This is a genomic window from Nonomuraea sp. NPDC049709, assembly GCF_040674815.1.
Classification (GTDB): domain Bacteria; phylum Actinomycetota; class Actinomycetes; order Streptosporangiales; family Streptosporangiaceae; genus Nonomuraea.
Genome location: NZ_JBFANM010000099.1, coordinates 17,369 through 38,737, shown reverse-complemented (window position 1 = coordinate 38,737; position 21,369 = coordinate 17,369). Strand labels below are relative to the sequence as shown.

At 72.8% G+C, this 21,369-nt stretch carries 22 protein-coding genes and 1 riboswitch; of the genes, 9 read left to right on the top strand and 13 right to left on the bottom strand.

Annotation, left to right across the window (positions count from 1 at the left end):
* Positions 1-1,113 (bottom strand): ATP-binding protein (locus tag AB0J69_RS53845; protein WP_364135353.1); only part of this gene is annotated, 1,113 nt, incomplete at its 3' end.
* Between the two features lie 102 nt (positions 1,114-1,215).
* On the bottom strand, positions 1,216-1,983 hold the full coding sequence (locus AB0J69_RS53840) for a protein phosphatase 2C domain-containing protein (RefSeq protein ID WP_364135350.1): 768 nt from the start codon (positions 1,981-1,983) through the stop codon (positions 1,216-1,218).
* 41 nt (positions 1,984-2,024) lie between these two features.
* Here AB0J69_RS53840 and AB0J69_RS53835 point away from each other — a divergent pair, with 41 nt between their 5' ends.
* Positions 2,025-2,606 (top strand): HD domain-containing protein, encoded by a 582-nt coding sequence (locus AB0J69_RS53835; protein ID WP_364135347.1) that lies wholly within the window; start codon positions 2,025-2,027, stop codon positions 2,604-2,606.
* Here the strand turns inward: AB0J69_RS53835 and AB0J69_RS53830 are convergent.
* Positions 2,603-3,697, bottom strand: coding sequence for a Xaa-Pro peptidase family protein (locus tag AB0J69_RS53830; RefSeq protein WP_364135362.1), 1,095 nt, complete (start codon positions 3,695-3,697; stop codon positions 2,603-2,605). The two genes, AB0J69_RS53835 and AB0J69_RS53830, sit on opposite strands and share 4 nt — an antisense overlap.
* 159 nt (positions 3,698-3,856) lie before the next feature.
* Between AB0J69_RS53830 and AB0J69_RS53825 the strand changes: the two genes are divergently transcribed.
* Together AB0J69_RS53825 and AB0J69_RS53820 are read left to right on the top strand one after the other, a co-directional pair.
* Positions 3,857-5,155, top strand: a complete 1,299-nt coding sequence (locus AB0J69_RS53825; RefSeq protein WP_364135344.1) for a SpoIIE family protein phosphatase — start codon at positions 3,857-3,859, stop codon at positions 5,153-5,155.
* A 52-nt stretch (positions 5,156-5,207) separates the two neighbouring features.
* Positions 5,208-6,101: a 5'-3' exonuclease H3TH domain-containing protein gene (locus AB0J69_RS53820; RefSeq protein WP_364135359.1), complete on the top strand. Its 894-nt coding sequence runs from the start codon at positions 5,208-5,210 to the stop codon at positions 6,099-6,101.
* A 108-nt stretch (positions 6,102-6,209) separates the two neighbouring features.
* Here AB0J69_RS53820 and menD read toward each other — a convergent pair whose 3' ends face one another.
* Positions 6,210-7,871 (bottom strand): 2-succinyl-5-enolpyruvyl-6-hydroxy-3-cyclohexene-1-carboxylic-acid synthase, encoded by a 1,662-nt coding sequence (gene menD / locus AB0J69_RS53815; protein ID WP_364135341.1) that lies wholly within the window; start codon positions 7,869-7,871, stop codon positions 6,210-6,212.
* The gene (locus AB0J69_RS53810) at positions 7,868-8,761 is read right to left on the bottom strand and encodes an o-succinylbenzoate synthase (protein WP_364135356.1); all 894 of its coding nucleotides are present in this window, start codon (positions 8,759-8,761) and stop codon (positions 7,868-7,870) included. Before AB0J69_RS53810 ends, menD begins: the two co-directional genes overlap by 4 nt.
* 127 nt (positions 8,762-8,888) lie before the next feature.
* Here AB0J69_RS53810 and AB0J69_RS53805 point away from each other — a divergent pair, with 127 nt between their 5' ends.
* The 3 genes from AB0J69_RS53805 (at position 8,889) to AB0J69_RS53795 (ending at position 11,904) form a co-directional block, all read left to right on the top strand.
* Positions 8,889-9,992: an AMP-binding protein gene (locus AB0J69_RS53805; RefSeq protein WP_364135338.1), complete on the top strand. Its 1,104-nt coding sequence runs from the start codon at positions 8,889-8,891 to the stop codon at positions 9,990-9,992.
* Between the two features lie 43 nt (positions 9,993-10,035).
* Positions 10,036-10,380 (top strand): hypothetical protein, encoded by a 345-nt coding sequence (locus AB0J69_RS53800; RefSeq protein WP_364135335.1) that lies wholly within the window; start codon positions 10,036-10,038, stop codon positions 10,378-10,380.
* A 177-nt stretch (positions 10,381-10,557) separates the two neighbouring features.
* Entirely contained in the window at positions 10,558-11,904 is a 1,347-nt protein-coding gene (locus tag AB0J69_RS53795) for an RNA polymerase sigma factor (protein ID WP_364135332.1), read from the top strand.
* 150 nt (positions 11,905-12,054) lie between these two features.
* Here AB0J69_RS53795 and AB0J69_RS53790 read toward each other — a convergent pair whose 3' ends face one another.
* Positions 12,055-12,453 carry a hypothetical protein gene (locus tag AB0J69_RS53790; RefSeq protein ID WP_364135329.1) on the bottom strand — a complete coding sequence of 133 codons (399 nt, stop codon included), beginning with the start codon at positions 12,451-12,453 and terminating at the stop codon, positions 12,055-12,057.
* Positions 12,454-12,567: 114 nt separating this feature from the next.
* Here AB0J69_RS53790 and AB0J69_RS53785 point away from each other — a divergent pair, with 114 nt between their 5' ends.
* Both AB0J69_RS53785 and AB0J69_RS53780 read left to right on the top strand, forming a co-directional pair.
* A complete protein-coding gene (locus tag AB0J69_RS53785) occupies positions 12,568-13,128 on the top strand; it encodes a TetR/AcrR family transcriptional regulator C-terminal domain-containing protein (protein ID WP_364135326.1) in 561 nt (186 codons plus the stop codon).
* Between the two features lie 201 nt (positions 13,129-13,329).
* On the top strand, positions 13,330-13,521 hold the full coding sequence (locus AB0J69_RS53780) for a DUF5999 family protein (RefSeq protein WP_090931239.1): 192 nt from the start codon (positions 13,330-13,332) through the stop codon (positions 13,519-13,521).
* A 42-nt stretch (positions 13,522-13,563) separates the two neighbouring features.
* Here the strand turns inward: AB0J69_RS53780 and AB0J69_RS53775 are convergent, their stop codons facing one another.
* The gene (locus tag AB0J69_RS53775; protein ID WP_364135323.1) at positions 13,564-14,154 is read right to left on the bottom strand and encodes an alpha/beta family hydrolase; all 591 of its coding nucleotides are present in this window, start codon (positions 14,152-14,154) and stop codon (positions 13,564-13,566) included.
* 82 nt (positions 14,155-14,236) lie between these two features.
* Here AB0J69_RS53775 and AB0J69_RS53770 point away from each other — a divergent pair, with 82 nt between their 5' ends.
* Positions 14,237-14,581: a hypothetical protein gene (locus AB0J69_RS53770; protein WP_364135320.1), complete on the top strand. Its 345-nt coding sequence runs from the start codon at positions 14,237-14,239 to the stop codon at positions 14,579-14,581.
* Positions 14,582-14,592: 11 nt separating this feature from the next.
* Here AB0J69_RS53770 and AB0J69_RS53765 read toward each other — a convergent pair whose 3' ends face one another.
* The 6 genes from AB0J69_RS53765 to AB0J69_RS53740 form a co-directional block, all read right to left on the bottom strand.
* Positions 14,593-15,402: a tetratricopeptide repeat protein gene (locus AB0J69_RS53765; RefSeq protein WP_364135317.1), complete on the bottom strand. Its 810-nt coding sequence runs from the start codon at positions 15,400-15,402 to the stop codon at positions 14,593-14,595.
* Positions 15,403-15,512: 110 nt separating this feature from the next.
* Positions 15,513-18,344, bottom strand: a complete 2,832-nt coding sequence (gene gcvP / locus AB0J69_RS53760) for an aminomethyl-transferring glycine dehydrogenase (protein ID WP_364135315.1) — start codon at positions 18,342-18,344, stop codon at positions 15,513-15,515.
* Between the two features lie 179 nt (positions 18,345-18,523).
* Positions 18,524-18,623, bottom strand: a riboswitch (glycine riboswitch).
* A gap of 76 nt (positions 18,624-18,699) precedes the next feature.
* On the bottom strand, positions 18,700-19,320 hold the full coding sequence (locus AB0J69_RS53755; RefSeq protein WP_364135312.1) for a MerR family transcriptional regulator: 621 nt from the start codon (positions 19,318-19,320) through the stop codon (positions 18,700-18,702).
* A 147-nt stretch (positions 19,321-19,467) separates the two neighbouring features.
* Positions 19,468-19,938: a bifunctional nuclease family protein gene (locus AB0J69_RS53750; RefSeq protein ID WP_090771501.1), complete on the bottom strand. Its 471-nt coding sequence runs from the start codon at positions 19,936-19,938 to the stop codon at positions 19,468-19,470.
* Between the two features lie 132 nt (positions 19,939-20,070).
* Entirely contained in the window at positions 20,071-20,724 is a 654-nt protein-coding gene (locus AB0J69_RS53745; protein WP_364135309.1) for a MerR family transcriptional regulator, read from the bottom strand.
* Between the two features lie 55 nt (positions 20,725-20,779).
* Positions 20,780-21,292: an FHA domain-containing protein gene (locus AB0J69_RS53740; RefSeq protein ID WP_364135306.1), complete on the bottom strand. Its 513-nt coding sequence runs from the start codon at positions 21,290-21,292 to the stop codon at positions 20,780-20,782.
* Positions 21,293-21,369 lie beyond the last annotated feature (77 nt).

Genomic DNA, 21,369 nt, shown 5'->3' with positions numbered 1-21,369 from the left:
GGCGGCCCGGTGCCGCAGCGCCGCGCCGGCGTCGTCGGTCAGCCGGGAGGCGGCCAGGTGCATCCGCGCCCGCGCGCCCGCCCCGATCCCGTCGTACGCGGCGGCCCGCGCCAGCGGCTCGGGGAAGTCGACCAGGCGGCCGGGCAGCTCGCGCAGCAACCCGGCGGCGACGGCCTCCTCCAGGGCGTTCAGCGGCTCGTCGATCCCCGTGGCGACGGCCGCGGCCACGTGCAGCGGGCAGCTCCCGCCCAGGACGGCGCACGCCGCGACCAGCCGCCTGGCGGGCGGGGCGCAGGCGTGCAGGCGGCCGGCGAAGGGCCGCTGGTACGTCCCCGGTGCCGGCAGCCGCACGCTGTCGTCGTCCAGGGCCGCCGGCGGCAGCGCGGCCAGCAGGGCGCGGGCGTGCAGCGGGCTGCCCAGGGTGTGCCGGCGCAGCCGTGCGGCGGCCGCCTCCCCGAGTGTGACGCCCAGTTCGGGGCCGGTGGCGAGTTCGGCCAGCTCGGCCGCGCTCAGGCCGCCCAGCGCGATGCGCAGGGTGCCGTCACCGGTCAGCAGCCGCCGCAGGCCCTCCGGCAGCCACGGGTCGGCGAGGTCGCGGCAGGCCACCAGGACCAGCACCCGGCCCGCCCGTACCCGCCGCAGGACGTAGCTCAGGGCCCGCAACGACGCCCGGTCCGCCCACTGGGCGTCGTCGACCACCACCGCCAGCACCTCCCCGGCCGGCAGCCCCGCGACGAGGTCACAGGCCGCCTGCCCGGCCACGCACGCGTCCGGCTCCCCCGCCGCCGTTACGGGGAGTCCGCCCGCCGTCGCCGGGGACCCGCCCGCCTCGAGGCGCCCGCCCGTCTCCGGCCGCTCGGCTGCCCCCAGGCCCAGCAGCGCCGCCTCCCGCATGAGCTCCCGCATGACCCCCAGCCGGAGCTCCCGCTCGCTCTCCTCGCCGCTGACGGCCAGCACCCGCACGCCCGCCTCCCCGCCGAGCGCGTGGTGGATGAACGCGGTCTTGCCGATCCCCTCCGGCCCTTCGACCGCCACCCTCCTGGCGGACCCCCCGCCCGCCGCGCGCAGCTCCGCGCGCAGAAGGGCGAGCTCCTCCGTCCTGCCGACGTACATGCGCACTCCCTCCGCCGCCCTCGCCCATCCCAGAGCCGCGGCACCGGTGTCTGATACACCGCACACCACCCCGAACCGGCCATACGCGTCGGCAGCCCGCATTCAGCGGCGCGTCAGGCACCCCCAGGCGGCGGTCGCGTCGTCGTGCCGCTTGCCCCGGACCGGCCCCCGCTCCGCCTCCAGCCCCCGCACGGCCGCGATCACCGCCGCCGGCCCCTCGCCCGCCAGCAGGCCGAGCACGGCCTCCCAGCTCCACCCGTACCACTCGGCCAGCCGCGTGACCCCGTCCGTGAACACCCCGGCACCGCGCACCCCGGTCGCGTCCATCTCCCCGACGAGGCTCTCCCGCGCCGCCTCGGGCCGAGCGCCCGCCACCCAGAACCCGCCGGGAGCGTTCCGCATCCGCCGCACCAGCTCCAGCGAGTACGGCCGCCCGCCCGGCAACCGGTCCAGCCGGTCGTCACTCACCACCCGGACCCCGCCGTCCACCAGCGAGAGCGCCACCGCCGAATCCCCCAGCACGAGGTATTCCAGCCACCCCCGGCCCCCGCACCGCACCATGGCGACCGTCGCCGACGGCGAGTCGGGGTTGCCCAGGTCGCAGGTGCCCGAATGCGCCGCCCCCGCGGCCTCGATGGCCGCCTCCAGGACCGCCGCCAGCGGGGCGCCGTCATCGGCGGCCAGCCGCCGCGCCAGCGCCCCGCCGAGCCGTCCCACCAGCCAGGCGACGTCGTGGGCGCACCCGCTGTCCACCCCGGCCGCCGCCGTGGCCCCGTCGAGCACGACGATCCACGACGGCCCGGCGATCACCAGGTCCTCGTTGGGCCGCTCCGAGCCGGGCCTGGTAGCGTACGTGATCTCCGCGAACATGACAGCGACTGTGCCACAGCCGCCCGGCCTATCGTGGCAGCGTGACCACCCTCCAGCGCGCCCTCGCCGACCCGCCCCTGCCCCGCCTGCCCCAGGAGGCCGACGAGCTCCTGCGCTCGCTGGACGCGCCGCCCCGCCTGGCCGCCCACCTGCGCGCGGTGCACGACGCGGCCCGCGACCTGATCACCTGGCTGCGGGCCCGCCACCCGGCGATCGCCGTGGACCACGAGGCCGTCCTTTTCGGCGCCGCCACCCACGACATCGGCAAGTGCCTGCACCCGGGCGAGCTGTCCGGCCCCGGCTCGGCCCACGAGATCGACGGCCACCGGCTCCTGCTGGAGCGGGGCGTGCCCGAACGGCTGGCCCGCTTCGCCCGCACCCACGCCTCCTGGACGGAGGAGGGCACCACCCTCGAGGACCACCTGGTCAGCCTGGCGGACAAGGTGTGGAAGGCCAAGCGGGTGCCCGGCCTGGAACAGCTCGTCGTGGACCGCCTCGCGGGCGCGGCGCCGGCCTGGCAGGTGTTCATGGAGCTGGACGACCTGCTGACCGGCATCGCCGAGGCCGCCGACGCCCGCCTGGCCTTCCAGAACGCCTACCCGGCCGCCGGCCCGAGCCGCTAGACGATCACCAGCTCGCGCGGCGTGTTGTTCAGCCGCTCGCCGCCGCTCTCGCCGCACACCACGATGTCCTCGATCCGGGCGCCGTGCCGCCCCGGCAGGTAGATGCCCGGCTCCACCGAGAACGCGAACCCGGCCTCCATCGGCTCCCCGTTCCCGGCGACGATGTACGGCTCCTCGTGCGTCTCGATCCCGATGCCGTGCCCGGTCCGGTGGATGAAGTGGTCGCCGTAGCCCGCCTCGGCGATGACCTCGCGGGCGGCCGCGTCGATCGACTCGCACGACACCCCCGGCCGCACCGCCGCGCAGGCCGCCTCCTGGGCCTGGCGCAGCACCTCGTAGTAGGCGGTGAACTCGGCCGGCGGCTCCCCCACGCTGTAGGTGCGCGTGGAGTCGGAGCAGTAGCCGTTGTGCAGCTGCCCGCCGATGTCCACCACCACCGGCTCCCCGGCCTGGATGACCCGGTCGGACACGTCGTGGTGCGGGCTGGCGCCGTTGGGCCCGGAGGCGACGATCACGAAGTCGACGGTCGCGTGCCCGGAGGCCAGGATCGCCTCGGCGATGTCCCTGGCCACCTCGCGCTCGGTGCGCCCGGCGCGCAGGAACTCCGGCACCCTCCGGTGCACGGAGTCGATCGCCTCGCCGGCCTCGCGCAGCGCCGCCACCTCGCCGGGCGACTTGCGCATCCGCAGCTCCCGCAGCACGCTGCCGGCCAGCACCTGCTCGGCCTGCGGCAGCGCCTCGCGGAAGCGCAGCGACGACATCGCCCACATCCGGTCGGCCAGGCCCACCTTGGCCACCTGCCCGAGCCGCGCCGCCGCGATCGCGTAGGGGTCGTCGGTCTCGTCCCACGCCACGAAGTCCAGCCCCAGCCGCGAGGCGGGCGACGCCTGCGCGGCGGGCAGCTCCAGCCGGGGCACCATCATGTAGGCCTCCCCGGCGGCGGGCACGACGAGGCACGTCAGCCGCTCCAGCGGCTTGGCGTCGTAGCCGCTCACATAACGCAGGTCGGGACCCGGCGTGAGGAGCAGGGCGTCGAGCCCGGCCTTGGCGGTGGCCTCCTGGACGGCGGCAAGACGGGACACGGGATACAAGTCTGAGGACGTCACAGGGCCAATCTACTCGTTGGGCGCCTCCCTAAAATCCGCGAAAAGGTCTCACCACACGACAAGCCTCCGCTACACACCGTTCACGATCGATCACGTATTGTGGGGCCAATTGTCCAATTCCACCGCGCTTCGAGGATGAGAGCCATGGTCGACGTCATAGGCGCGGCCGAGCTGCTCGGCCACGAGACCGACGCCGAGATGCTCGCCGTACGGCTGGCTCACGCCCAGCGGCTCGGCAACATGGGCTGGGCGGAGTGGCACCTGCACACCGGCGAGACGATCTGGTCCGACCAGGTGTACGTGATCTTCGGCCGTGACCCCGGCGAGGGCCCCATCGCCCTGCCCGACCTGGCCGAGCATGTCGTGCCCGCCGACGTGGCCACGCTCGACCGCCTGCTGTGGTCGGCCGTGCAGGGCGTCGAGCCGGTACGGGCCGAGTTCCGCATCCGGCGCGGCTCGGGCTCGGGGTCGGGCTCGGGCGACCTGCGCGACGTGCGGGTCGTGCTGGAACCGCTGGCCGGGCCCGGCGGCACGATCGGCATGCACGGCGTGATCCAGGACATCACCGGCCGCCGCCGCGCCGAACGCATGGTGTCGGAGTCGCGCCGCCAGCTCCTGGAGGCCCGCGAGCAGGCCGCCGAGGATCGCCACGTGATGCTCGCCCTGCGGGAGGCCATCCTGCCCGAGCCGGCCGGCTGCCTCGACCTGCCGCACACCAGGATCGCCGTGCGGTACGTGCCCGCCGAGAAGACCGCGAACCTCGGCGGCGACTGGTTCGAGGCCGCCCCGGCCTCCGACGGCCGCCTGCTGCTGGCCATCGGCGACGTCTCGGGGCACGGACTGCCCGCGATCTCGCGCATGGCCCAGCTCCGCCACGCCCTCGTCGGCCTGGCCATGACGGGGCAGGCCGCCAACCGGCTGCTGGACTGGCTGAACGAGCTCGTCCTGCACCAGCTCAAGGACACCACCGCCACCGCGATCGTGGGCCACCTGGACCCGGAGACCCGGGTGCTCGCCTGGGCCCAGGCCGGCAACCTGGCGCCCATCCTGGTGCGCGACGGGGTCGCCAGCCAGCTGCCCCAGCCCAGGGGCGTGCTGCTCGGCGCCGCCGCCGGCCGCCCGTACGAGCTGGCCACCACCCGGCTGCTGCCCGGCGACCTGCTGCTGATGTTCACCGACGGGCTGGTCGAGCGGCGCACCCGCGACATCGACGTCGGCCTCGACCTGGCCTTGGCCGCCGCCCGCCGGATCGGCGCCGCGGGCCTGGACGCGAGCACGAACGGAAGTGCCAACGGGAGCACGAACGGAAGCACGAACGGGAGCACGAACGGAAGCACGGACGGAAGCATGGACGCGGGGCTGGACCGCCTGCTCGCCGACATCGGCGGCCCCAACCCGGAGGACGACGCGTGCCTGCTGGCGGTGGGCATCCCGGGGCCGTAGCGGCCCGCGACCGGCGAGGACCGGCCAGGAGTGCGACCATAGACGGGTGCTGATGCTTCTGGACACCCCGTCCCTCTACTTCCGCGCCTTCTTCGGCATCCCGGAGTCGATCAAGGCTCCGGACGGCTCGCCCGTCAACGCGGTACGCGGCCTCATCGACATGATCGCCACCCTCGTGCGCCAGCACTCCCCCACCGGGCTGGCGGCCACCATGGACGCCGACTGGCGGCCGGCCTTCCGGGTGGCGGCGATCCCCACGTACAAGGCCCACCGCGTCGCCCACGGCGACACCGAAGAGGTGCCCGAGGCGCTCGTGCCGCAGATCGCGGTGATCCAGGAGGTGCTCGACGCCGTCGGCATCGCCCGCCTGGAGTCGCCCGGCTACGAGGCCGACGACGTGATCGGCACGCTCACCCACCGCGCCACGGGCGCCGTGGACATCGTGACCGGCGACCGCGACCTGTTCCAGCTGGTCGACGACGCCCGCCCGGTCCGCGTCCTGTACACCGCGCGCGGCATCCGCAACCTGCAGATCGTGGACGAGGCGTTCGTCACCGCCAAATACGGCATCCCCGGCCGCGGCTACGCCGACTTCGCCACCCTGCGCGGCGACCCCAGCGACGGCCTGCCCGGCGTGCCGGGTGTCGGCGAGAAGACCGCCGCCGCCCTGATCACCCGCTTCGGCTCCCTGGACGCCCTGCTCGAAGCCCTCGACTCGGGCGCCACCGACGGCTTCCCGGCGGGCAGCCGCACCCGCCTGGCCGCCGCCCGCGACTACCTGCGCGCCGCCCCGGCCGTCGTCGAAGTGGCCCCGGACGCCCCGCTCCCGGACACCGACCTGACCCTGCCGGCCAAGCCGCGCGACCCGGAGGCACTGGTCCGCCTGGCCGACCGGTACGGCCTGGACAGCCCTCTCAACCGCCTCCTCGACGCCCTCGGCGGCTGACCCGAGGCTCTGAGTGGCCGAGGTGGGCGGACCGGTCGTCGGCCGCGGCAAGCGGGCGAGCGTCCGCCCCCGCCGCACTCCGGCCGGGGGAGGCGGCGGGCCGGGGCGTCAGCCCGCCAGGCAGGCGCGTACGGCGTCCTGGGCGGCGTCGCGCAGCCGGGCGTGGACGAGCACGTTCTCCTCCCGGTCCGTACGCACCTCCACCACCCGGGGGCCCTCGCCGCGCAGCGCCTTGGGCAGGTCGCTGATGTCGTCCACCAGCTTGTACGGCGTCCCCGTCGCCGCCGCCACGTATCCCAGGTCCACGCCGTGCGGCGTGCCGAAGACCCGCTCGAACGGGTCGCGCACCGCCGCCTGGGGCAGCAGCGAGAAGATGCCCCCGCCGTTGTTGTTGACCACCACCAGGCACAGGTCGGGCCGGGGCTCGCGGGGCCCGAGGATGAGCCCGTTCTGGTCGTGCAGGAAGGAAAGGTCGCCGATCAGCGCGTAGGAGGGGCCGTTGTGCGCCAGCGCCGCCCCCATGGCCGTGGACACCAGCCCGTCGATGCCGGAGGCGCCCCGGTTGGCCATCAGCCGGATGCCGCGCCGGGGCCGCATCGCCTGGTCCAGGTCGCGGATGGGCATCGAGGAGCCGCAGAACAGCAGCGCCCCGTTCGGCAGCGCGTCCACCAGGTCCCTGGCCAGGCGCGGCTCGCTGGTGCCCGACAGGTCGAGGACCTCGTCCATGGCCGCCCTGGCCGCCATGTCGGCCTGCCGCCAGGCGTGCAGCCAGGTGTCGTCGCCCGAGGCGACCGGGATCTCCACGGCCTGCGCCACCTGCGTGGCCGACCGAGTCGGGTCGGGCCAGCGGTCGAGGTCGGGCGCCACCACGATGTGCTCGCCGGCCCGCTTCAGCCACGACAGCAGCGGCCGCGACAGCCCGGGGCGGCCCAGCGTGACCACCACGTCGGGCTGGTGCGCGTCGGCGAACTCCGGCGTGCCCAGGAGATAGTGGTAGGTGGAGATGGCGTGGTCGCCGTAGCGGGCACCGCCGTTCGGCTCGGACAGCACCGGCCAGCCCGCCATGCCCGCCGCCGCGACGTAGCGGCGCACGTTGGCGGCGCCGTCGCCGACCACGAGCACGCCGCGCCTGGTGGGCGGGATGTGCAGGGCGATCGGCGGGGGCGCGACGCGGGCGCGCACCCAGGGGCCGTTGGCGCCGCCGTCGAGCGGCTCGCACCAGCTCGTGTCGCCGTCGGGGATGAGCGGCTCCCTGAAGGCCAGGTTCAGGTGGACCGGGCCGGGGTTGGCGGCGCCGGCGGCGCGCTGGTAGGCGCGGCAGGCCAGCGAGCGCCAGTAGGCGACCTGCCCGGGGCGGTCCTCCGGCACGCCGACCTCGGCGAACCAGCGGGTGGCGGTGCCGAACAGCTTGATCTGGTCGATCGTCTGGTTGGCGCCGGTGCCGCGCAGCTCGGGCGGGCGGTCGGCGGTCAGCACCAGCAGCGGTACGCCCGACTCGCTCGCCTCGATCACGGCGGGGTGGAAGTTCGCGGTGGCGGTGCCGGAGGAGCAGATCAGCGCGACGGGCCGCTCGGAGCGCTTGGCGAGCCCCAGGGCCAGGTACGACGCCGAACGCTCGTCGACGCGCACGTGCAGGCGCACCCGCGACTCGGCGTGCAGCGCCAGCGCCAGCGGGGCGGAACGCGAGCCGGGGGCCACCACCACGTCGGTCAGGCCGCAGCGCACCAGCTCGTCGACCAGCACCGTGGCCAGCGCCGTAGCGGGGTTCAACGTGAGGCCTCCTGCATCCGGTGAAGCCACTGGGGAGATTCAATCTCAAATGCCGACAAATGCTGAAAATTCACCGAAGGACGGCGTACCGCGAGCCGGCCGTCCACCGGCACCAGCGAGTCGTCCACGACGTCGCCCGACAGCAGCGCCATCGTGCCGAGCCCGCACGCGTACGGCAACGACGGCAGCGCCGCCGCCAGCGCCAGCCCGGCGGCCAGCCCGACCGACGTCTCCACGGCGCTGGAGACCACCGCGGGCAGCCCGCACGCCTCCACCACCCGCAGCGCGTTGCGCACGCCGCCCAGCGGCTGCACCTTGACCACCGCGATGTCGGCGGCCTCGGCCGCCCTGACGCGCAGCGGGTCCTCGGCCTTGCGGATCGACTCGTCGGCGGCGATCGGCACGTCGCACGCCCGCCGCACCGCCGCCAGTTCCTCGAGGGTGGCGCACGGCTGCTCGGCGTATTCCAGGTCGAACCGGTCGAGCCGCTTGAGCCGCCGCACGGCCTCGCCGACGTCCCAGGCGCCGTTGACGTCCACCCGCAGCCGCCCGGCGGGCCCCAGCGCGTCGCGCACGGCCTCCACCCTGGCCACGTCGTCGTCGAACGTCTGCCCCGGCTCGGCCACCTTGACCTTCGCCGTGCCGCAGCCCGAGCGCCGCACGATGTCGTGGGCACGCTGCGGGTCCACGGCCGGCACCGTCGCGTTGACCGGGACGCTGTCGCGCACCGGCTCCGGCCAGCCCTCGAAGGCCGCCTCGCGGGCGCACGCCAGCCAGCGGGCACACTCGCGCGGACCGTATTCGGGGAACGGGGAGAACTCGCCCCACCCCGCCGGGCCGTGCAGCAGCACCCCTTCCCTGACGGTCTGTCCCCGGAATCGTGTGCGCATGGGGATCCGGAAGACCACGGGAGAACGCGTCACGACCCTCCCCTGCGCCACTGTCCGACCTGTCGCCATTAACCTTACGAGCATGTGGAGGAACCCGTCGCATCCGGACCGTCCGCTGCATGCCATTGTGCAGCCTCCGGGACCCGCGCTGTTCACGGCGATCCGCGAAGCGCTGTCCGGCGACGGCCCGGCCGTCCTCCCGCTGTCTCCCGGCCACTCCGGCCCGGTCCTCGACGCCCTGCGCCCGACCCACGTCGACGGGGTCCCCAGGAGCGACGGCACCGGGGTCCCGGACGGCGTGGCCGTCGTGATCGCCACCAGCGGCAGCACCGGCGCACCCAAGGGCGTGATGCTCTCGGCCACCGCGCTGCGCGCCTCCGCCGCCGCCTCGCTGCGCCGTGTGGAGGCCGCCAAGGGCGAGCGCTGGCTGTGCTGCCTGCCGGTCTCCCACGTCTCCGGCCTGCAGGTCCTGGTACGCGCCCTGCTGTCGGAGAGCGAGCCGATCATCCATCCCGCCTTCGACCCCCACGCGGTCCTGACCTCCGGCGCCCACCACGTGTCCCTCGTGCCCACCCAGCTGCACCGGCTGGTGGAGCTGGAGGCGGATCTGTCGGTGTTCCGGACGATCGTGCTCGGCGGCGCCGCCCCGCGGCCCGGCCTGGTGGATCGGGCCCGCGACCTCGGCGCCAGGGTCGTGACGACGTACGGGATGAGCGAGACGAGCGGCGGCTGCGTGTACGACGGCCAGCCCCTTTACAATGTAGATCTCAAGATCGGCGAAGACGGCCTGATCAGGATCGCGGGGCCGGTGCTGTTCTCCGGCTACCGCTTCGCCGAGCCGCCCGCCCCGCTCGACGGCGGCTGGTTCGTCACCTCCGACCTGGGCGAGCTGACCGGCGGCCGGCTGCGCGTGCTGGGCCGGGCCGACGACGTCATCAACACCGGTGGCGAGAAGGTCGTGGCCGCCGCCGTGACCGCCGTCCTGTGCACCCACCCGGCGATCGCCGACGCGGCCGTGATCGGCACGCCGGACCCCGAATGGGGTGAGCTGGTCACCGCCGTCGTGGTGCCCGCCGACCCCGACACGCCCCTCACACTTTCGCAATTGCGGGCATATTGCCGCGATAGGCTTCCCTCTCACGCCACCCCGCGCGACCTGCGGCTGGTCCCCCGGCTGCCCCTGCTGCCGAACGGGAAGACCGACCTGGTACGCCTGAGGGCAGGAACCTGACGAGTTGCGGCTGCGTCATATTGGGGAGAAGGAGGGAGCCTTCATGGACCAGACCCGCAAGATGTGGGCATCCGCGGCCGTCGTCGGCGTCATCGTCGTCGGAGGTGCCTCAGTCGCGGCGGCCGCCTCGGCGGGCAAGCTCGACCAGGTCGCAAGGGAGACCCGAGCCGTGGTGGAGAAGGCGTCACCGTCCGGTCAGCCGCCGGAGCAGCAGACTCCGGCCCCCGGGAGCAGCCCCAGCGGGGCCCCGGACGACGGGATCGTGGTCTCCACGGAGGTCAACCCCGACCCCCGCGAGGTCATCGAATACTGGACGGACCAGCGCATGGAAGACGCCCAGCCCATGCCCATGCCCGAGGTCTCGCTCGGACCCGGTTCGACGGAATAAGACCCAGCCGGGGGCGGTTCGCATATGGGGCGATCCGCCCCTATTTCATCCCGCATCGGGCGCACGGGAACAAATAACGACGATTGGCGTTATTGATACTGGTGCGCCGTGCGGACACGAAGCCGCCCCACCACAACCTGCCTGATCGCTTCCACTCCGTACGGAGGAGGTGTCCTCATGCCCAGAACCGCCGTGGCGACCCCACCCGCAACTCTCGACCAGCTGATTGAACGAGGGCGAGCCCAGGGTCACCTTTCTCTCTCGGAGCTGCGTGACGCGTTCGCACAGGCCGGCATCAGCCCCTCTGAAGGCCGCACGATCCTGCGCGAGCTGTCAGAGGCCGGCGTGAGCCTGGCCGCGGAGAACGAGCCGTCTCTCAGCACCACAGCCCCCAAGAACAGCACCCCGCAGAAGGCCACGACCGCCAGGAAGACCTCGCGGGCAAAGACTACCGGCCGCAAGGCGGGCGAGGCAAAAAACGCCACGTCCGAAGCGGCGAAGGCGGTCACCCCGTCCGAGGCCAAGCCGGAGCACGAGGAGGACGTCCCCGACGACCTCGCCCTGAGCGCCGAGGAGCTGGAGAACGAGCCCCTCGACCTGGACGACACGCAGTCCGTCATGGGTGACTCGGTGCACACCTACCTCAAGTCCATCGGCCGCCGCACGCTGCTCACCGCCGCGCAGGAGGTCGAGCTGGCCCGGCGGATCGAGGCGGGCCTGTACGCCGAGTACAAGCTGGAGACCCACCCCGACCTGCCGGCCGCCGTGCAGGATGACCTGCACCTGGTCGTCGAGGACGGCAGGCTGGCCAAGGACCACATGCTGGAGGCCAACCTCCGCCTGGTGGTCTCGGTCGCCAAGAAATACACCGACCGCGGCATGTCCCTGCTGGACGTCGTCCAGGAGGGCAACCTCGGGCTGATCAGAGCCGTGGAGAAGTTCGACTACACCAAGGGCTTCAAGTTCTCCACGTACGCCATGTGGTGGATCAGGCAGGCCATCCAGCGCGGGTTCGCCGACTCGGCCCGGACGATCCGGCTGCCCGTGCACGTGCTGGAGATGCTCTCGAAGCTGTCGCGGGTCGAGCGGGACATGCACCAGCGCCTGGGACGCGAGCCCACGCCCGAGGAGCTGGCCGTCGAGCTCGACAAGACGCCGGACCAGATCGAGGAGCTGCTGCGCACCAGCCGCCAGCCGATCTCGCTCAACGCGACGATCGGCGAGGACGGGGAGACCACGATCGGCGACCTCATCGAGGACGTCGACTCCCCCGAGGCGTCGGAGATCGTCGACCGCCAGCTGCTGGGCGACCAGCTGCGCGGCGTGCTCGACAACCTGTCGCCGCGGGAGTCCAAGATCATGGCCCTCCGCTTCGGCCTGGTGGACGGCAAGCCGCACACCCTGGACGAGATCGGCAAGCACCTGGGGCTGACCCGGGAGCGGATCCGGCAGCTGGAGAAGGAGTCGCTGTCCAAGCTGCGCCACCCGAGCAACACCCGCCCGCTGCTCGACTGGGCCAGCTGAACACCACCCACGGCCACCGGCCCGGACCGAACGAGAGCCCGGCCCCGTAGTGATCGCGAGCCCGGCCCGACACCACCGGGCCGGCTGACAGGAAGAGCCCCGGCACACCATCGTGTGCCGGGGCCCTTTCGTGTGCCTGTGGGCAGGCCGTCAGCGGGAGGCGGGCACCGGCCTGGGGATGCGCGGGATGCCCCACATCCGGTTGTCCTCCCGCAGCGTGCGCAGCCGCTCGACCTCGGAGGTCCACATGGCGCCCGCCGGGGTGGCCTTGGCCTTGCGCCGCGCGATGCGGTCGTCGTAGGCCTTCACCCCGAACGTGGCCCGCTGCCCCGCCTCGGCGGCCCGCAGCGCCTCCGTCAGCGCCCGGTCGAACGCCTGCCCGGCGGCCAGCAGCTCGAGCTCGTCGGCCCCTGCGGCGCGCAGCTCGCGCAGCGTCAGCTCGGCTTCCCGGGCCTTGTCGAGCAACTGGGGAAAGCTCCTGGAGATCTCCTGATCCGCGTGGTAGCGGACCTCTGCCTCCCGGCTCACCCGCGGACGGAAAAACGCCATCGACCCGGCCCCTTCGAACTGTCGGTACTCGTTCAACCGCCAAGGGTACGCCGTCCGGCGACACGTGCGGAAATCGCCCCGGAGCGAGCCCCTTTACGAAGTAAGATGATCACCATGCCCGCCAAGAGACCGCCGGTCCCCCTGTCCCGCGAGCGCATCATCGAGGCCGCACTCCACATCGCCGACAGCCAGGGCCTGCGCCGCCTCACCATGCGCCGCCTGGGCGACGCCCTGCAGGTGGAGGCCATGGCCATCTACCACCACCTGCCCCGGGGCAAGGAGGCGCTGATGGACGCCCTGGCCGAGCACGTCACCACCGTCCACGTCGAGCAGGGCCCCACCTGGCAGGAGACGGCCAAGGCGTGGTGCCGGGCGGGCCGGGAGCTGCTGCGGGAGCACCCCGGCGTGCTGGCCCTGGCGCTGACCAAGCCGCCCAAGGGCGCCACCGCCATCGCGATCAGGGAGCAGACCGAGCAGCTCGCCGAGGGGGGCCTGGGCGACGCTCCCGAGGCCGTACGCGCGCTTCGGGCCTTCGTGTTCGGCAGCGTGGCGGTGGAGGTGCAACAGTCGGGATGGGCCGACCCTGAAGTTGATGAATGGGTCAGGCGGGACGAAAGAGCCGATGTGGACTTCGAGCGCGGACTCGACGCTCTGCTCAAGGGATTGCAAACGTGATGCGCGTGTCGCGCTTGGACCGTTATCCTGCATAAGGCACGCTGTGTCGAAGGTCACACGATCCGGGGACCCTCCTGTAACAGTCCGAACGGACTATGTCGGAACGTGTGACACACGTCGCACACTTGCCAGCACAACTACCCGAGCCGGCTCCCGCCCCTCCAGAACGGGAGCATCCCACGAGATATCGGAGGCACGCCGATGTGCCCGCACGACCCGGCCTGTCCGGATGCCGAGGCGCCTGACCGCGAGGCGGCACGCACCCTCGCCTGTCACCCCGAACAGGGGTGGAGCCTGCTCTGCAACGGAGTCGTCCTGTTCGAGGACACCGGTGAGCTCCTGCCCAGCGGCACCGTCATCGCCCCGCACCGGCCGGTGGTCGGCGCGGCCTGAGCCGCTCCGGCGGGCGTCCCGCGCCCGCGCGGCCTTCCGGGCCTACGCGTAGCGGATGATCCATTCCGCCACGACCTCGCCCACCCGGGCGGGGTCACGTTTCAGGTCGTGCCCCTCCCCCGGCAGCACAACCAGCCGTGCGGCGTCCGCGGCGTCGGGCACACCGAACGGGTCTCGATCCCCGTTCACCACCAGCACGTCGACCCCGGCGCCGCGCAGCTCGTCGGCCCGGGAGCGCTCCGGCCTCCCCGGCGGGTGCAGGGGAAAGGCCAGCGCCACCACCGCCGCCGCCCCGACCGCCTTGGCCGTACGGCACGCCACCCGCGCCCCGTTGCTCCGCCCGCCCTGCACGATCGGCAGCCCGGGCCGCCGGGCGCGCAGCTTCCCCAGGACGATCTCCCAGGCCTCGTCCTGCTTGACCGCCGAGCCGGGCGCCCGCGCCCCCGCCACCCTGAACGCCTGCGTCACCCTGGCCACACAGGCCCCGGCCGCGAGGGCGGCGTCGCGCACGGCCAGCAGATCGGGCGCCTCCACCGTCCCGGCCGACCCGTGCGTGAGCGCCAGCAACAGCCGCGGGTCCGGCACGTCGTCGAGCTGGACCAGCGCCGGCCCTCTCGGGGTCATCACCTGCATGGCAGCACCGTACCTGGGGAGGATCCGGCCCTAGCTCTCAGGACGGATGACGGCGCGGCGCCAGGCAGGGATGATTTCCGTTATGCCAGACAAAAGTCTCAGAGACGATCTGCAGGCCACGCTCGACGCCCGCCGCGATCTCGGCCCCGACTACGATGCCGCGCTCGTCGACTCGTTCGTCGAGCGCCTCGACGCCACGATCGCCACGCGTGTCCGGGCCGAGCTGGGCCAGCACGGCGTGGCCCCGGCCAAACGGCCGATCCCGGGCGCGCCGATGATCCCGATCGTCCTGGGCTCCCTGGGCATCGGCATTCCCCTGACGGGCATCGCGGCGCACGAGGCGGGGCCGGTCGGACTGGTGATCGCGTGGCTGGCGATCGTGATCATCAACCTGGCGGCCGCCACGGCCATCGGGCGCCGCAACTGACGGCAGGGGTTTCAGGCTTCGCGGTGGTAGCGCAGCCGGACCTCGGCGGCCAGGGTCTCGTCCTCGTGCTCCAGCCCGTACGACCAGACCCGGTCCGCGTCCTCGCCGCGCCCGCGCAGGGGCAGGGTGCGGGCGAGCAACTCGATGGCCAGCGCGCTGGTCGGCGCGTCAGCCCCGCCCTCGACACTCTCGGCGAACTCCGCGCACGCCAGCTCCAGATGCGCGATCCCGAGCTGGACCCGCAGCCCGGGCACCTCGTCCTCGGGGGCGAACTCCAGGGCGTCCAGGAGCACCTCGGCCGCCGCGCCGGGCTCCCCGTGCTCCAGCATCAGGTCGGCGAGCCGCTGGGCGGCATGCGACCCGATCCGGTCGTCGCCCGCATCCATGCCGGTCCGCACGGCGGCCCGCAGCTCCTTCTCCGCCTCCCCCAGGTCGTCGGCGCCCACGGCCAGCCGGGCCAGCGCGAGATGGGCCAGCGGCAGGTACGCGGCCGTGCCCACCCCCAGCACGGCCTGCCAGGCGGCCCTGGCCTGGTCGGCCCGGCCCTCCCGCTCGAACCCCTGGGCCAGGTGGCAGGCGGCCTGCGCGGCGTATTCGGGATGCCCCGTGGCCAGGGCGGTCCTGGCGGCGGCCCGGGCCGCCTCCATGTCGCCGCGCTGCTCCAGCACCACGGCGAGCCCGACGGCGGCCTGCGCCCGGTCGGGCTGCTCGGGGTCGGCGGCGAGCTCGCCCAGGATGGCGGCGGCGGCATCGAGGTCACCGCGCTCGGCCAGGAGGCGGGCGGTGTCGAGGGGCGGGGTCTCCAGCTCTGAGGACGTCAAGAGAGCTCCTTGTGGCGACGGTCGGACCGAGCCTAACCACTTCTGGCGATCATGTCTGCTCACTTGACACCGAAGGACTGGCGGCGCCTGACGGCGCCCGCCCGCACGCCTCAGTCCTCGTACGCCTCCAGGGGAGGGCAGGAGCACACCAGGTTGCGGTCGCCGTAGGCCTGGTCGATGCGGCGCACCGGCACCCAGTACTTGCCGTCGCGCAGGGAGGGCAGCGGGTAGGCCGCCTCGCTGCGCGCGTACGGGTGCGGCCACTCGTCCGCGCTGACCGACTCCGCCGTGTGCGGCGCGTTGCGCAGCGGGTTGTCGGTCTTGTCGTAGTCGCCGGAGGCCACCTTCGCGATCTCCCCGCGGATGGCGACCATCGCGTCCACGAACCGGTCGAGCTCGCCGAGGTCCTCGCTCTCGGTCGGCTCGATCATGAGCGTCCCGGCCACGGGGAACGACATCGTCGGCGCGTGGAAGCCGTAGTCGATGAGGCGCTTGGCCACGTCGTCGACGGTGACGCCGGTCTCCTTGGTGATCTGGCGCAGGTCGATGATGCACTCGTGCGCGACCAGGCCGCCGCGGCCGGTGTACAGCACGGGGTAGTGCGGGGCCAGCCGCCGGGCCAGGTAGTTCGCCGACAGGATGGCCTGCTCGGTCGCGGCCGTGAGGCCCTCGGAGCCCATCATCCTGATGTACGCCCACGAGATGGGCAGGATCCCCGCCGACCCGTACGGGGCGGCCGAGACGGGGCCGACCGGCGTGCCGTTGTGCAGGGGGTGGCCAGGCAGGTAGGAGGCCAGGTGGCCGCGCACCGCGACCGGGCCGACACCCGGGCCGCCGCCGCCGTGCGGGATGCAGAAGGTCTTGTGCAGGTTGAGGTGGGAGACGTCGGCCCCGAACTCGCCGGGCTTGGCCAGGCCGACCAGGGCGTTGAGGTTGGCGCCGTCCACGTACACCTGGCCGCCGGCCTCGTGCACCTTGGCGCACACCTCGGTGATCGTCTCCTCGTACACGCCGTGCGTGGACGGGTACGTCACCATGATCGCGGCCAGCGCGTCACGGTGCTTGTCGATCTTGGCGTCGAGGTCGGCCAGGTCCACGTTGCCGTCGGTGTCGCAGGCCACGACCACGACGCGCATGCCGGCCATGACGGCGCTGGCGGCGTTCGTGCCGTGGGCCGAGGACGGGATGAGGCAGACGTCCCGCTCGCCGTGGCCGTTGTCGCGGTGGTAGGCGCGGATGGCCAGCAGCCCGGCGAACTCGCCCTGCGAGCCGGCGTTCGGCTGGATGGAGACGGCGTCGTAACCGGTCACCTCGGCCAGCCAGCCCTCCAGCGTGCCGATCAGCTCGCGGTAGCCCTCGGTCTGGTCGGCCGGCGCGTACGGGTGGACGGCGGCGAACTCGGGCCAGGTGATGGGCTCCATCTCGGTGGTCGCGTTCAGCTTCATCGTGCAGGAGCCGAGCGGGATCATCGAACGGTCGAGCGCGATGTCCTTGTCCTGCAGCCTGCGCAGGTAACGCAGCATCGCGGTCTCGGAGCGGTGGGCGTGGAAGACCGGGTGGGTCAGGTACGGGGTCTCGCGCAGCAGCGAGGAGGGCAGCGCGTCGGCGGCGGCCTCGGGGTCGGGCTCCGCGCCTTCCGCTCCGAAGGCCGCCAGCACCTTGGCCACCTCGGTGACGCCGGTCTGCTCGTCGCAGGAGACGGAGACGTGGTCGGCGTCCACCTGCCAGAGGTTGACGCCCCGCTCGGCGGCGGCGGCCACGACGGAGCCGGCCCGGCCAGGCACGCGGGCGAGCACGGTGTCGAAGAACTCGCCGTGCACGACCTCCACGCCGGCACCGCGCAGCCCCTCGGCCAGGGCGGTGGCATAGCGGTGCACCCGGTGGGCGATGCCGCGCAGTCCCTCGGGGCCGTGGTAGACGGCGTACATGCCGGCGATGACGGCGAGCAGGACCTGCGCGGTGCAGATGTTGCTGGTGGCCTTCTCGCGGCGGATGTGCTGCTCGCGGGTCTGCAGGGCCAGGCGGTAGGCGGGGTCGCCGTCGGCGTCCACGGACACGCCCACGAGCCGGCCCGGGAGCTGGCGCTGCAGGCCCTCGCGTACCGACATGTACGCGGCGTGCGGCCCGCCGAACCCGAACGGCACCCCGAACCGCTGCGAGGAGCCGATCGCGATGTCGGCGCCCAGCTCGCCGGGGGCGGCGACCAGCGTCAGGGCCAGCAGGTCGGCGGCGGCCACGACGAGGGCGCCCGCCTCGTGCGCGGCGGCGGCCACGGCGCGGAAGTCGCGCAGCAGGCCCGACGCGCCCGGGTACTGGACGAGCACGCCGAAGCACTCGGGCAGCTGGCCCTCCAGGGAGTGCTCCACCAGCGTGATGCCGAGCGGCTCGGCCCGGGTGGCGAGCACGGACTTGGTCTGCGGCAGCGCGTCGGCGTCGACCACGAACACGTCGCTCTTGGACTTGCCGGCCCGGCGCGCCAGCGTCATGGCCTCGGCCGCGGCCGTGGCCTCGTCCAGCAGCGACGCGCCGGAGACGGGCAGGCCGGTGAGGTCGGAGACGACCGTCTGGAAGTTCAGCAGCGCCTCCAGGCGCCCCTGCGAGATCTCCGGCTGGTACGGCGTGTAGGCGGTGTACCAGCCCGGGTTCTCCAGCAGGTTGCGGCGGATGACCGCGGGCGTGACGGTGTCGTAGTAGCCCAGGCCGATCATGGAGGTGAGCACCCGGTTGCGCCCGGCCAGGGCGCGCAGCTCGGCGATGGCCTCGGCCTCGCCGATCGCGGCGGGCAGCTTGAGCCGGTCCTTGGCCCTGATGGCCTCCGGGACGGCCACCGCCACCAGGTCCGCCACGGACTCGAAGCCGACGGCCTCGAGCATGCGCTGCTGCTCGGACTCCGATGGGCCGATGTGCCTGGACGAGAACGGCGGAGCGGACAGATCGGTCATGGGGTGTGCCTCCCGAGGCTATGGAGACCGGCGCCAGGGCGCGGACGAGTGCCGGATCTCCCCCTCTGTCAGCGCGATCCACGACCTGCGCGGTGCCGCGACCTGAGAGCTTCACCCCTGCGGGGGCTTGCACCGTCGGTGAGATGCGCCTGGCGGGCGCACCTGCTTTCCAGAGTTGCCTCACCCGAGCGGTACAGGATGCCTGAGAGATTCCGGGGAGGGTTGCTCCTTCGGCGCCCCGGGGCCCAGGGGGCCCGAGGACTCTCCCGCACGGGGTCGTCAGCCTTGCTGTCCCAGATTACTACGCTAAGCCCCGTTTGCCGTTCACCGGCCTGCCCCGACGGTCTTCGAGTGTTCAGCCGGTGCGGCGCGCGCGGCGCCTGCGAGCCAGCTCGTCAGCGGGATGGTCGGCCGGGACGTTGTCCTCGACCGCCGCGCGTTCCCCCGGCAGCTCCGCGAGGGAGCCCTCGACCTCTCGCCAGACTCGCCCGAGCGCGATGCCGAACACGCCCTGGCCGCCCTGGAGCAGGTCGATCACCTCGTCGGCCGAGGTGCACTCGTAGACGCTGACGCCGTCGCTCATGAGCGTGATCTGCGCGAGGTCGGCGACCCCGCGGTCACGCAGATGCTGCACGGCCGTGCGGATCTGCTGCAGCGACACCCCGGTGTCCAGGAGCCGCTTGACGACTTTGAGTACGAGGATGTCGCGGAAGCTGTAGAGCCTCTGGGAGCCGGAGCCCTGCGCCGCTCTTATCGTCGGCTCCACCAGGCCCGTGCGCGCCCAGTAGTCGAGCTGCCTGTAGGTGATGCCGGCCGCGGCGCAGGCCGTCGGCCCGCGGTATCCGATGTCGCCCGGCAACGCCGACGGCTGCTCGTCGAAGAGCAGACCCTGCTCCCCGGCACGCTGCCGCGCGCTCTCGCGCCGCACCGGATCTTCCTGGCCGGCCGTCTTTCCCTCGCCGCTGCTGACCGCCACGCGGACCTCCGGCTTTCTCTCATCCCGTGGCCTGATCTGGGGGTTCGTAAAGGGCGACCACGGGTTTCACTTGCACCGTAGGACCGTGACCATGCTCAGTCAACGATCCGGCTCGGCGCGTCGTGAAGCGTAAATGCACTGAAATACCTACCCCGCCCTGCCGAAGTCTTCGGGAGTGATCGTGTCAAGGAACTCCCTGAACTTCTCCACCTCGTCCTCCTGGTCGTCCGGGATGATCACCCCGGCCTCCTGGACGACCTCCTCGCTGGCGAAGATCCGGGCCCCGGTGCGCAGGGCGAGCGCGATCGAGTCGGACGGCCGGGCGCTCACCTCCACGCCGTTGGAGAAGACCAGATCGGCGAAGAAGATGCCGTCGCGCAGCGCGACGATGTTGACCGCCCGCAGGCCCACACCCAAGGCGCTCAGCACGTCACGGAAAAGGTCATGGGTGAGCGGCCTCGGAGGCGGCTCCTCAGCCTGGGCCAGGGCGATCGCCGTGGCCTCCGTCATGCCGATCCATATAGGAAGGAACCGTTCCCCGTGAGCCTCCTTGAGCAAGACGATCGGCTGATTAGTGGGCATTTCTACTCGAACGCCCACGACCTCCATCTGCAACACGGGCTGCTCCGTATTCCTGACCGGTCACCCGGCACAGCTCTTCGATCATCGCTTCTGCTGACTGGCTTCTGCAATTCAACGTAACACCCAGCGGGCCTGGAATGTGCCCCCGCCTCCCAGCTCGCTACGGTCTCAACGTCCCAGGACCGAACGGACACCCGTGCGCACAAGGGATGCGTGCAGGTCGAGCAGAAGCGTGGAAAGCTCCCGGGCGACCTCGTCCGCCTCACCGATGGCGCCGGGGGCGCGCCGCTTGAGGATCGGCGCGACGGTCTGCTCGACCAGCCCCGCCTCGCGCTCGGCCGCCGCCTTGACCGCCCGCAGGTGGCGGGCGTGCAGGCCGAACCGGGCCAGCGCCCCGACCGTGCGCGCCACCTTGAGCGCCTCCTCGTCGTAGCGCCTGGCCACCGGGGCGAGCAGGCCGTAGTCCTCCAGCTCGGTGAGCGTCTCGTCGTCGATCCCCGCGGCCTCGAGCAGCTCCGCCCGGCTGAACCGGACCTCCTGCGCCTGCCGGACCTCACGCGGGCGGCCGAAGCTCTCCGCCATCCGGTCCTTGATCACCCGCAGCGGCAGGTAGTGGTCACGCTGCTCGGTGAGGATGAAGCGCAGCTGCTCCACGTGCAGGTGCGTGAACTTGCGGTAGCCGGAGGGGCTGCGCTCGGGCTCGATCAGCCCCTCGCCCTCCAAGAACCTGATCTTGGAGATCGTGACATCGGGGAACTCGCCCTGCAGGAGCGCGAGCACCTCCCCGATGCTCATGTGCGACCGCGCCGCCTGGGAGCTCACGGCGCCTCCGGCCCCGTGAGCCCGGGGTGCTGAGCCATGTCCAAGGGTCGCTCACTCATACGCCGGCGGTGCCCCGCATCAGGAAGACGAGGCGGAATTTGCCGATCTGCACCTCGTCTCCGGAGTGCAGGGGAACCTCCTCGATCCGCTCCCGGTTGACGTAGGTGCCGTTGAGGCTGCCCACGTCGCGCACGGAGAACTGACCGCCGCGGTGGCGGTAGAACTCGACGTGGCGGCGGGAGACCGTGATGTCGTCGAGGAAGATGTCGCTCTCCGGATGGCGCCCCGTCGTGGTCAGCTCCTTGTCGAGCCGGAAGCGACTTCCCTGGTTGGGCCCCCTGGTCACCGTGAGCAACGCCGTGCCCGGGGGCAGTTGCTCGACCAGAGCCCGCTCGGCCAGGAGCATGTCGCCCGTCTCAGCCTCGTACGCCTCGATTCCCGCGACGGAGATCGTCGATGTGGTGTCCCCGGAGACCTCGGGTCTGGTCAGCGGTGACCCACAACGGGAACAGAAACGGGCATCCTCGGGGTTGGCGTGCCCGCACTGCGTGCAGTAGACGCTCGGCATCGATCGGCTCGGCCTCCTACCGCGAAGACGCGGCGACGGTGCTCAGGGCGCGCCTCGCTTCGCTTTTTCAAGTTTGC